This is a genomic window from Clostridium sp. chh4-2 (assembly GCF_002899675.1).
Lineage (GTDB): Bacteria > Bacillota > Clostridia > Lachnospirales > Lachnospiraceae > CHH4-2.
Window position 1 is genome coordinate 315,221 of the sequence record NZ_PKUU01000002.1, and the last position, 12,136, is coordinate 327,356.

Sequence of the window (12,136 nt, forward strand, 5' to 3'; positions counted from 1 at the left end):
ATATGAAAAACGGATGGACAGATAGTTATGGAGAGGAATTGATCGATTTTTACCGCGAGAGCGTGCGCACACCCAGCTATTCCGACGAGGAAGGGGAGCTTGCCAAAAAGCTGATTAAAAAGATGAAAGAGCTGGATTTTGATGATGCCTATGTGGATGGAGCCGGAAATGTGGTAGGGCGTGTTGGAAATGGAGAAAAAGTGATTCATTTTGATTCACATATGGATACTGTGGAGGTAAAAGATGAGGAGGAATGGACAGCGCCGCCATTTGAGGCCAGGATGATAAACGGTATGGTATACGGACGTGGGTCAGTGGACATGAAAGGTGGTTTAAGCGCATCTGTCTTTGCGGCGGCATTGGCTAAAAATGCCGGATTATTGGAGGGAAAGACCGTATATGTTACCGGATCAGTTTGTGAAGAATACTGCGACGGAGTATGTTTGGAGCATTTTTATAAGGACAGCGGTGTGAAGCCGGATTTCTGCATCATATGCGAGCCTTCCGACAACGTGATTACATTAGGCCATACGGGAAAGGTGCAGGCCAGAATCAGGACGCATGGAGTTTCCGCCCATGGTTCTGCACCGGAAAAAGGCGTCAATGCAGTTTACGAGATGGCGGGGATCATAGAACGGGTGGATGCGCTTAACAAAGAGCTTCAGGCCAGAGAGGGCGGAGGAAGCATTGTGCTGTCCAGAATTTCCAGCGTTTCCGCATCCCTGAATGCGGTTCCCAGTGAATGTGAGATATATCTTGACCGGCGCCTGCGTTTAGGGGAGAGCGTGGCGCAGGTTGAGGAAGAACTGGAAGGCCTCATCAAGGGAAAAAGAGCGGACTGGGTTCCGGGAACTCTGTACCATACCAGTTGGATGGGGACAGAGCTTGTATATCATCCGGAACACGAACCTTGGAAAATATCTCTGGACGCTCCGCTGACCGTATGCTGTACTCAGGCATATGAAACCGTGTTTGGAGAAAAGCCTTCTAAATACGATTTCTGGGATTTCGGGACCAACGCAGTGGTTCCCGTATCATTGGGAATCCCCACCATCGGTTTCGGTCCTGGCGAATACAAGCTGGCCCATATGCGGGATGAACACTGCGCGGCAGAGAAGGTCTGTGAGGCATGCAGATTTTATGTGGAATTGATCCGCCGCCTTTAAAGGCAAAATGCGTAAATAATTATTTTACAATTCCCCAGTCCTTTTAGGCCAAACTCAGTTATTATAGATCTTATTCGGATCAAATCCCAGATAATTTTTGCCTTTTAAAACCATGATCCGGTCAGGGCGGCCGGATGCGGGGCCCCAGAAGCTTGGAACGGAAACTGGGCTGTAAGTGCCGTTTAACAGCTGATGGCACAGATCGATGGCATTGGGAAGGCAATCCTCGCCTAAAGGTGCGCCTAATGGCCGGAAATCATGGTGGCCGTTATAGATATGGTCATAGCGGTCGCCCATGTCCCTCATGCGCTCCAGGTATTTTACTGAAGTTTCGATGGGAATTGCGCTCATTCCCAGATTGTAATTCAGGGCGTCCCCGCAGAACAGGCATCTGGTGCTTTCATCCAGGAAAATCATTTCTCCTACGGAATGTCCGGGACAGTCATAAGCGGTCACAATGCGGCCGCCCAGGTCGAACTGCATGCCGTCGTGAAGTTCATGTATGATGGGCATGGGTTCCTCTGGGCCCGGCTCCCTGAGATCCACATTGATATCATAGGGATAAATCCCGTTCTGGCGCAGGGCAATGCATCTGGTGTCATCGACGCGGCGGCTGAGATCCTGGGGAATTGGCTGCGTGTTGTCTTTTGGGTTGATCCAAATTTCGTCAAACTGCCTGGCGTTGCCGGTGTGGTCTACATGGCCGTGGCTGATCACAACGATGAGCGGTTTATCGGTAATCATCTCGATAGCGCCGCGCAGATCGCCGATTCCCATACCGCAGTCGATGACCATGGCCTTTTCTTCACCGATCAGAAGAAAGATGCTGGCGCAGTCAAATTCATCGATTTCCCAAGTGTTTTTTCTGAATTGTACCATAGGAAAAAGCTTTGTTAACATATGAAAACCTCCTCTTGAATTATATAGTGGAATACATTTCGGTCGGAACAGGTATTGTAACTGCCCGAACCGGCTGACTAAATCGTAGCAAATTTCGAGAACAGCAACAATTCTGATTTAGTGGCCGAATTAATTCCAAAATAGAATGAAAGAGAAGGTTTATTCTTTTATTTTTCTTTGTCAGTCACAAGACTGCATAGGTATTGGCGGAAAGTTTCCTGGTAAATGGAAAGCTTTCTGCCCTTTTTTTGTGCAAGGACAATGGGAAACTCAGGACATCCCCGCAGAGGGCAGACGTATACATTGTCCAGGTTAAAGATATCGATATCGCTTTCAAAGTAAAATGTGATTCCTTCCCCAAAGATAACGCGCTGGAACACCTGATCCCTGCGCAGCTCATCGCCGCTTTCCAAGTGGAAGGCCTTAGGCGGATGGGGGATGTTTAAATCATTGCAGATATCCTGGTAAACGCTCATCATATGGATGGCCTTAATAAGTATTTTTTCATTTTCCAGGTCAGAGAAGGTGACAAAGGGGTTGCCGGCCAGGCGGTGATTTTTCTGCATGATCACCATCAGTGGGTCCGGGCTTAAAATGGTATAATCGCAGTATTCTTCCGTGGAAAGCATCTTGTGCATGATCGCAAAGTCCAGCTTTCCCTCCTGAAGATCGGCGAATACCGATTCCGGCGCAGCCGGTTTGGTGGAATAGAGGGAAAGGGATATTTCCGGATACCGTGTATTGATTTCTGGGGATCTGAGATGGAAGCCAAGGCCTAAGATATCGGTTGGAGTGATGTAGTAGGTGATCACTTTCTGAGAAGAAAATTTGGCTAAATCATCGATGGCCTTTTGAAATTCAGGCGCCAGGTTTTGCAGGGAATTGTAGAACTGCCGGCCAGCCGGAGTCAGTGTAACCGTTCTTCGCTCCCTGTTAAATAAATCCACACCCAGTTCATTTTCTAATTTAAGTATGGCTTTGGATACGGAAGACTGAGAAATATGATTCCGTTCCGACACTTCCCAAAAGGTTTCTCCCGCAGCAATTTCCATAAAATACCCCATAGCAATTGTATCCATAACGTGACCTCCCTATGTTTATGCAGCTATTATATATCAGCGGATTGCCGTTTGTAAAGGTTGGTAAAAATGCGCTAAAAAACAAATTGATTCGAAAACGGAATTGATGGATTGATGAAAATGAATTGATACCAGGACAAAAAACAGGTTAAAATGCATATAAACAAAGCGGATGTGAAAGAAAAAATATGAAAAATTACCATGGTATGAATAATGTTATTCCGTTGGGTTTATAAGACTGAATCTATTTGAAAAAGGAGAGGGAATCATGAAAAAGGGAAGAATTGCTGCATTGTGTCTTGCATTATCGATGGTGACCGGGATGACGTCCGGCTGCGCAAAAACCACGGTTTCCGGTACTGCGGCCCAGGAGTCAGGCGCTGCGGAGACGACCATAGCCATGACCACAGGAGCGGCAGTAAATAATACGGCGGCCGAGGACTGGAGCAGTTATAAAACAGCAGATGGAAAGACATTTATCCGGGTAGGAATTGATGCAGACCCCGGAACCATGGATCCGTTCGTATCGGGAAGCCAGAACGGGAAAAATGCTACGATTAAATCCAGCCTCTATCAGTATTTAGGCATGATCCAGGGCGTCGGCGGCGAACTGGCTCCTGAACTGGCAAAGAGCTGGGAGAAAACAGGCGATACGGTTTGGGACATTGAACTGTTTGATTACATCCATGACTGGAACGGCAACAACATTACAGCAGAGGACGTGGTATTCAGCTATGAGCAGGCAAAGGCCAATAACTATTCCAACATGAAATATGTGGAAAGCATCGAAGCCACCGGTGATTACACCGTGAAATTGACCCTGAACAGCAGCGCCAAAACATTATTCGAACGAATTATGCAGGGAACCGTTGTGGTATCGAAAAAGGCGTATGAAGAGAGCTCCGACAATATGTCCACAGACGCCTGCTTCACAGGCCCATACAAACTGGTGGAATGGGTTTCCGGATCATCTCTTGTCATTGAAAAATGGGATGATTACTGGCAGAACGAAGAAGAAGCCAAAAAGGATATCAACCAGACGGCTAATGTGGACAGGATTGAATTCTATGTAATAAAAGAAGCGTCCCAGATGGCAATTGCCCTGGAAACAGGAAAGATCGACATGGTTTATAATCTGGATGCGACAGAAGCGGAACGGTTTATGGACGGCGGCGGATCTTCCGACGGATTTAACGTGTTTACAACTGTCAATAACCTGACACAGACCATGTTCCTCAATGTGGACAACAACAGCCCGTTTTATGAGAATCTGCCGCTGAGGCAGGCCGTTTTATATAGTTTTGATTCTCAGGGCATGGTGGACGGAGCGTCCGGCGGCTACGGAGTCGTGTGCAAGACATTTGGAGGGGATGAACTGCCCGATTTCCAGGAGGCCTGGAGAGAGGAAGACTACTATGAATACAATCCGGAAAAAGCAAAGGAACTGTTAAAGGAAGCCGGTTACGGAGAGGGTGAATTATCCCTGAGAATTGTGACAAACAACAGCTCCATGAGAAATAAAATCGCCCAGATTCTGCAGGCTTATCTGCTTCAGGTGGGAATTAAATCAGAGATTCTGCCTTATGACGATACTTTGTTCAACACCTATAAAAATGATTCGACACAATGGGATATCCTTCTGGATAACTGCGGAACCTCCGATGAACTGATCGGCATGTGGAGAGGAAAGATGGATTCCACAAACTTTGTAAACGGTACGGCCAACTTCGCTCACGACGATGAACTGCAGCGCCTGGTGCTTTTAGCAATCAATACGGACACCAACAGCCCGGAAACGGTGAATGACCTTCATCAGTATATGAAAGACCAGGCCTATGTATACGGCATGTACAACAATCTGGCGTTTACCATCTGCCGCGATGTGGTAACGGATGTGTCCATGAACAGCACCCCATGGCTGATGCCTGCAGGATGTACTTATGTATGGAATGAGAAGTAGTTGAGACCGATAGCAAGCGAGGGCTGAATAATGAAGAAATACGTTATAAAAAGGTTATTATGGATGATTCCGGTAATCCTGGGAGTTACAATTGCGATCTTCACAATTATGCATTTTGTGCCAGGAGATCCGGCGGTTATTATACTGGGTTCAGAGGCAACAGAAGCGGAGCTTCAGTCCAAGAGAGAGGCGCTGGGCTTGACACAGCCGTTTTTCGTACAGCTGGCTTCTTATATGAAACGAGTCTTTTTACATATGGATTTTGGAACCTCTTATATCACCAACAACAGCATTACCAATGAACTGCTGGCCCGTCTGCCGAGAACCGCTTTGGTAGGGTTCGTTTCCATGGTTCTGATGCTGCTGATCGGAATCCCTCTTGGGATTACGGCGGCAGTTCATCAAAATGGGTTTGGAGACAGGATCTGCATGATCATAGCGTTGGCGGGAGTATCGGTTCCCTCCTTCTGGCTGGGGCTTTTGCTGGTAATCGTGTTCGCGCTGAAGTTAGGCTGGCTGCCGGCCTCGGGAATCGGCGGCTTCCAGTTCTATGTGCTTCCCTGCTTAGCCAGCGCCTTTGGAGGCATTGCGGGGCTGGCGAGACAGTCCAGATCCAGCATGCTGGAGGTAATCCGGTCTGATTATGTCACCACGGCCAGATCAAAAGGGCTTTCCGAGCGCAGTGTGATCTACGGCCATGCGCTTCCCAATGCGCTGATTCCCATCATAACGGTGGCAGGTTCCCATCTCGCCCATATATTCGGCGGCTCCGTGGTAATTGAAAATGTATTTTCGATTCCGGGAATTGGTTCCTATATGGTAACCGCAGTCAATAACCGGGATTATACGGTGGTAACCGGTTCTGTAATCTTTTTAGCTGTGGTATTCAGTCTGGTTATGCTGCTGGTGGATGTGATCTACGCATTTGTGGATCCGCGTATTAAAGCACAGTATGTTAACGGCAAAAAGAAGGGGGCGAAATGATGACGGGAACAGTTACAGCGGCTGCAAACCAAGCCGTAAAAAAGAAAGAAAGCGCGGCAGCAGCTGTTTTGAAACGGCTTAAAAATAATAAAACGGCAATGTTCGGAATGATTGTATTTATTCTTTTGGCCCTGTCCGCCATCTTTGCTCCGATCCTTACGCCTTATGAATATGCTACAATGGATTTAAAATGTGCATTTCAGGGACCTTCCGCAGCCCACTGGTTTGGAACCGATGATCTGGGGCGGGATATTCTGACCAGAATTTTGTACGGCGGCCGTTATTCTTTGACAATCGGAATCATATCAATTGCATTTGCACTTGTTTTGGGAGTTTTGATCGGAACTGTGGCCGGTTACTTTGGCGGAATGGTGGATAACCTGATTATGAGATTTTTAGATATTTTCCAGTCCATACCCGGTCTGCTATTAACGATTGCCATATCGGCTGCGTTAGGTTCGGGATTCGACAAGACGATTCTTGCGCTTTCCATCAGCCGCGTGCCCTCGTTTGCAAGGGTGCTTCGGGCGTCGATTATGAGAGTGAGGGATCAGGAGTATCTGGAAGCGGCGGAATCCATCGGCTGCAGCAGGATGCGGATGATAATGAGATACGTGCTTCCAAACAGTCTGGCTCCCCTTATCGTTGAGGCAACCATGGGCGTTGCAAATACCGTGCTGACGGCCGCTTCACTGAGCTATATCGGATTGGGAGTCCAGCCTCCCACCCCTGAATGGGGCGCCATGCTGTCAGGGGCCAAGGGATATATCCGGGATTACTCCTATATGCTTACATTCCCGGGACTTTTCATCGCACTGACGGTTCTCTGCCTGAATATGTTAGGCGACGGACTCAGAGACGCGCTGGACCCAAGGTTAAAGAATTAGTGGAGGTCGGAAAATGGAAGAGAATAATAATGTATTTCTTGAGGTAAAGGATTTAACGGTGGAATATACATCCGGCGACGAGGTAGTGCATGCGGTAAACCAGGTGTCATTTTCCCTGGAGAAGGGAAAAACCCTTGCGCTGGTGGGAGAAACCGGCGCCGGTAAGACGACGATCGCCAAAACGATCATGAGGATATTGCCGGATCCGCCTGCAAAAGTCCGCGGAGGAAGTATTTTTCTGAATGGAAAGGATCTGCTCCAATTAAGTGAAAATGAGATGAGAAAAGTGCGGGGCGGCAATATTTCCATGGTATTCCAGGACCCGATGACAGCCCTCAACCCGGTTATGAAGGTTGGAAACCAGATTGCAGAAGTGATTAAAGTACATAATGGCATTTCAAAAAAAGAAGCGGCCGAACGGGCCGGACAGATGCTGGAAATGGTGGGCATCACCAAAGAGCGGTACAATGAGTATCCCCATCAGTTTTCCGGAGGCATGAAACAAAGAGTGATCATTGCCATCGCCCTGGCGTGCAGCCCGGAACTGCTGCTGGCGGATGAACCAACCACCGCTTTGGACGTTACAATTCAGGCCCAGGTTTTAGAGATGATGAATGAACTGAGGCAGAAACAGAACACATCCATGATTATCATCACCCACGATTTAGGAGTTGTGGCGCGGGTCAGCGATGACGTCGCCATCGTCTATGCCGGTGAAATCATCGAATACGGAAGCAAAAGGGAGATCTTTGAAAATCCGGTACATCCCTATACCATCGGCTTATTCGGCGCAATTCCGGACCTGAAACTGGATACCAGAAGGCTGGCCAATATTGAAGGCCTGCCTCCGGATCCCACCCACCTGCCGTCAGGCTGCCGCTTCCATCCCCGCTGCCCTTATGCGACGGAAGCGTGCAAAAAAGATAAAATTCCGATGCAGAAAATAGGGGGAAAACATTTCTGCAGCTGCATCCATATGGGTGCTTCGAAAGAGGAGGTTCCAAATGGGTAACTTAATCGAGGTAAAACATTTAAAAAAATATTTCGATACGCCAAAAGGCATGCTTCACGCTGTGGATGATGTGACATTTTCCATCAGAGAGGGCAAAACCATGGGCGTGGTAGGAGAATCCGGCTGCGGAAAATCCACGTTGGGACGGACTCTGATTCATCTTTTGGACAGCGACGGCGGCCAGATCTTATTTGAAGGCCGGGATGTGACACACGTGCCGGTTAAGGAAATGAAAAAATTAAGACAGAACATGCAGATCATATTCCAGGACCCCTATTCGTCGGTGAATCCGAGAATGACGGTGGAACAGACCATCAGTGAGCCGTTAATTTTGTCCAAACGGTTTTCAAAAAAGGAACTGGAATACGAGACGGAACGGCTGATGGATATGGTCGGGATCAATAAACGCCTCAGACTGGCTTATCCTCATGAGCTGGACGGCGGCAGAAGGCAGCGCGTAGGAATCGGAAGGGCGCTGGCTATGAATCCCAAGTTCATCATCTGCGACGAACCTGTTTCCGCCCTGGATGTTTCAATTCAGGCGCAGATTTTAAATCTTTTGATGGATCTACAGGACCAGAATGGGCTGACTTATCTGTTCATCACACATAACCTTTCCGTCGTGCGCCATATATCCAGCGATATCTGTGTGATGTATCTGGGGCAGCTGGTGGAAACTTCGGAGACGAAGGATTTGTTTGATAATCCACTGCATCCGTATACGAAAGCGCTTCTGTCCGCAATCCCCACCATGGACATTGACGCCCAGCCGGAGAGGATCGTGCTGAAAGGGGAATTGGTGTCCCCGATCGATCCGAAACCGGGCTGCCGCTTTGCATCCAGGTGTGCGTATGCATGTCCGGCCTGCCATGAACAGCAGGAATTAGAAGAGCTTCGTCCCGGACATTTTGTATCATGCTGCCGGGCGCGGGAATTAAATGGTCTATAAGGAAAGAAAGAGGGAACTATGAGTCAGATTAAGAGAATAGGCAGTGATTTTACAGAAGGAAATGTTATGAAGATTCTTGTGACATTTGCCGGTCCCTTTTTATTAGCCAACCTGCTGAACAATTTATACAACATGGTTGATATGATAATCATAGGGCATTATGTGGGAAGTGTGGGAACCGTATCCGTGTCCATGGGAGGGCGTCTGCTCACATTGTTTACACATCTGAGCACGGGACTGGCAGGCGGCGGCCAGGTGCTGATCTCCCAGCAGATCGGCGCAAAGAAAAAAGAAGAACTGAACAGCACCATCGGCACGCTGTTCACTCTGCTTGCGGCGGTGTCTGCGGCTTTGATGGTGGTTAGCATCATTCTGTCCAAGAATATTATCATCTGGATGAATACACCAAAAGAAGCGGAATTTTCTGCCTGGTCTTATCTGGTGATTACCAGTATCGGCCTGCCCCTGATATTCGGATACAATGCGATCTGCGCTGTGCTGCGGGGAATGGGAGATTCCAGGCGGCCGCTGTATTTTATCGCGATCGCCACGGCCGTCAATACGGTTTTGGATATTATTTTTATCGTATTCTTCCATTTGGGAGCCACGGGAACTGCCCTCGCCACTGTGATCGGGCAGGGAGTTGCATTCTTTGCATCCATCGGCGTTCTGATCCGCAAAAAGGAATCCTTCGGTTTTGATTTCAAATTCAGGAGCTTTCGGATCGTGAAGGAGAAGATGAATATCATCCTGTCTGTGGGCGTGCCGTTAGCGGCCCAGTCCTGCTTTATCAGCATTACCCAGCTGTTCATGATGAGCTTTATCAATATGTACGGAATCGCACAGGCAGCGGCATACGGTGTTGGTGATAAGGTGATACAGCTCTGCAATGTGGCGGTTATGAGCATTAAACAGGCGGGCGGAACCGTGGTAGCTCAGAATCTGGGAGCCGGAAAAAAGGAACGGGTGACAGAAACTGTTCATTCTGCTCTTAAAATGACGGTATCCGTTGCGGTTGTTTTAGGAATTCTGGTCTGCATATTCCCCAATGCCATTTTCCTGATGTTTACAAAAGATCCGGATGTGCTGGTCTACAGCAGAAGTTTTGCCTATATTACGGCGCTGACATTGATCTTGTCCTCCACCTCCAGCTCCCATGAAACGGTGACATTGGGAACCGGCAATTCAAAGCTTAATTTCATTGCGGGCGTTTTGGACGGAGTCGTGTTCCGGATCGCATTCAGCTTCTTTTTCGGATGGACGATGGGCATGGAAGTGGTGGGCTTCTTCTTGGGAAATTCCCTGGCCCGGCTGGGTCCTGTTATCGTTCACTGCACGTACTATTACAGCGGAAGGTGGAAGCAGAAAAAAAGCTTGGTGACGTGAGAAGAAATTGACTTGATATTGCGCCTTTACTATAATGAAACTGGGAGCAGCCAAGGAATGTGACAGCAGAGTCTCGGTAAAAATTATATAAAAGGAGAGGTAACATGTTTGATTTCGATAAGAATACAAAAATCGCGTTTTCTAAGGCAGTTTATTACAACTTCAATCCGGTGCCGGTGAAAAAACCGTGGAGAGATGCCACCGGCGGATTTGGGAATTTTGCGCCGCTGCAGGCATGGATTCAGATTTATGATACGGAAGGATTCTGCGGTGAAACCTTCTGCTCAAAGGGGATCGTGGAAAATATCCTGCCTCTGATTCTGACCGGGGAAGAAAAAACATATCAGGAGTGGTATGACAGCATCTACTGGAAGATGCGCAATTTTGGATTTCAAAGCGGTCAGATCGTGGATCTTGGCCAGCTGGATATGATAATGCTGGAGATTATGGCCAGGCGCCAGGGAATGCCTCTGCATCGTTTCCTGGGGGCAGAGAAAGACTGGGCAGCCGCTTATAAGGGCGGAGGTTCCCTTCTGTCATCCGATGAAGAACTGGTGGAAGACATGGTGCGGTACGTGGAGGAAGGATACCGGACAATTAAGTTCAAGGTAGGAAGCGACTGGGGCCATAATATGAAACGGGATGTCTGCCGCCTGGAAAAGGTGAGAAAAGCGGTCGGTGATGATATTGAGATTGCCGTGGATGCCAATCAGGTATGGAGTGTGGAAGACGCGCTGGAATTTGCAAAAATGATCCGCCCCTACAATCCCGCCTGGTTCGAAGAACCCGTCCATTCCCATGACATGAATGCGATTAAAGAGCTGAAGGACAGGAAGATAGACATGAAAGTGGGATTTGGGGAGTCCATGAGAAATTACTATGCGTTTGAAACCTATGCGGAAAAAGGGGTGGATCATCTGATGCCTCTGGTAGGCAGAATGAGCAGAATGTATGATCTGATAAAGATCCGCCAGCTGGCTAGAGACCGTGGGTTACGGTTTTCATCGGGAGGAACCGTATGGCTGAACGCTGCCTACGGAGCGCTGTATGGGGAAGATGAACTTCTGGAAAACCATGAGCCGATGACAGAACCTATCGGGGACTGCCTTTTGATTAAGTCGGAGGAGAAGAACGGCAGATTATATCTGCCCGATATCCCGGGAACGCCGATTCGGCTGGATTTGGAAAAGATAGAGAAAAACGGAACGTTAGAGAGCAAAACCTGCTATTATGCAGGAAATGGGAAAGGAAATTTTGCGGTGAGAGCCGCTTATTAAAGTATGCTAAATTGTTATTTAACGGGGGTGGCGGAAGGGTACGCCCGGAATCGAGATGCGGGGAAGGGAGAGGCGGTCTTTACGGGAACCCAGACGGGGGAAGAATGAAAAAAGGCCAATTGGGATTCGGGATTCGCCTCTAAGTGATACTAAGACCCGCAAGTACAGAAAGAGACAGGATCGCGCCCATTCGCAGTGAACTCCTTATGACTTCACTGCTCAAGGGGCGCTTAGAAACTGATTCGGAATTCAGTTTCTACCTGTCTCTTTCTGTACTTGCGTGCCTAAGAATCACTAAAGGGGTTCCATACGATCCCAATTGTCCTTTTTTCATTCTCCCCCCGCCCGGGTTCCCGTAAAGACCGCCTCTCCCTTCCCCGCATCTCGATTCCGGGCTGGTTTTCGCTGGCCTGGTTAAAAACAATAGATGTGCTTAGGTAGTTGTATAGAACCGCATTTACATAGATCTTCAAGGGATTTTCAGAAATGCCTTCACGGTTGATGTAAAAACTTACTCACTACTCCACCAAATCTTT

10 protein-coding genes are annotated in these 12,136 nt (G+C 48.2%); 8 read left to right on the forward strand and 2 right to left on the reverse strand.

The features are described 5' to 3' along the window. Positions 1 to 2: 2 nt before the first annotated feature. Positions 3 to 1,166 (forward strand): YgeY family selenium metabolism-linked hydrolase, encoded by a 1,164-nt coding sequence (locus C0033_RS03295; RefSeq protein ID WP_103226424.1) that lies wholly within the window; start codon positions 3 to 5, stop codon positions 1,164 to 1,166. 54 nt (positions 1,167 to 1,220) lie between these two features. Here C0033_RS03295 and C0033_RS03300 read toward each other — a convergent pair whose 3' ends face one another. Together C0033_RS03300 and C0033_RS03305 are read right to left on the reverse strand one after the other, a co-directional pair. Then, positions 1,221 to 2,066, reverse strand: a complete 846-nt coding sequence (locus tag C0033_RS03300) for an MBL fold metallo-hydrolase (RefSeq protein ID WP_103226425.1) — start codon at positions 2,064 to 2,066, stop codon at positions 1,221 to 1,223. Between the two features lie 167 nt (positions 2,067 to 2,233). Beyond that, positions 2,234 to 3,145 (reverse strand): LysR family transcriptional regulator, encoded by a 912-nt coding sequence (locus tag C0033_RS03305; RefSeq protein WP_103226426.1) that lies wholly within the window; start codon positions 3,143 to 3,145, stop codon positions 2,234 to 2,236. 268 nt (positions 3,146 to 3,413) lie between these two features. Here C0033_RS03305 and C0033_RS03310 point away from each other — a divergent pair, with 268 nt between their 5' ends. The 7 genes from C0033_RS03310 to C0033_RS03340 all read left to right on the forward strand — a co-directional run bounded on the left by C0033_RS03310 (position 3,414) and on the right by C0033_RS03340 (position 11,600). Further along, complete coding sequence (locus tag C0033_RS03310; protein ID WP_103226427.1) at positions 3,414 to 5,105, forward strand: ABC transporter substrate-binding protein; 1,692 nt, start codon at positions 3,414 to 3,416, stop codon at positions 5,103 to 5,105. A 63-nt stretch (positions 5,106 to 5,168) separates the two neighbouring features. Further along, positions 5,169 to 6,089, forward strand: coding sequence for an ABC transporter permease (locus C0033_RS03315; protein ID WP_347501022.1), 921 nt, complete (start codon positions 5,169 to 5,171; stop codon positions 6,087 to 6,089). Beyond that, positions 6,089 to 6,976, forward strand: coding sequence for an ABC transporter permease (locus tag C0033_RS03320; RefSeq protein ID WP_103226429.1), 888 nt, complete (start codon positions 6,089 to 6,091; stop codon positions 6,974 to 6,976). Before C0033_RS03315 ends, C0033_RS03320 begins: the two co-directional genes overlap by 1 nt. Before the next feature lie 13 nt (positions 6,977 to 6,989). Further along, positions 6,990 to 7,988, forward strand: a complete 999-nt coding sequence (locus C0033_RS03325; protein ID WP_103226430.1) for an ABC transporter ATP-binding protein — start codon at positions 6,990 to 6,992, stop codon at positions 7,986 to 7,988. Continuing rightward, complete coding sequence (locus C0033_RS03330; protein ID WP_103226431.1) at positions 7,981 to 8,937, forward strand: oligopeptide/dipeptide ABC transporter ATP-binding protein; 957 nt, start codon at positions 7,981 to 7,983, stop codon at positions 8,935 to 8,937. Before C0033_RS03325 ends, C0033_RS03330 begins: the two co-directional genes overlap by 8 nt. An 18-nt stretch (positions 8,938 to 8,955) precedes the next feature. After that, complete coding sequence (locus tag C0033_RS03335; protein WP_103226432.1) at positions 8,956 to 10,323, forward strand: MATE family efflux transporter; 1,368 nt, start codon at positions 8,956 to 8,958, stop codon at positions 10,321 to 10,323. 104 nt (positions 10,324 to 10,427) lie between these two features. Beyond that, positions 10,428 to 11,600, forward strand: coding sequence for an enolase C-terminal domain-like protein (locus C0033_RS03340; protein ID WP_103226433.1), 1,173 nt, complete (start codon positions 10,428 to 10,430; stop codon positions 11,598 to 11,600). Positions 11,601 to 12,136 lie beyond the last annotated feature (536 nt).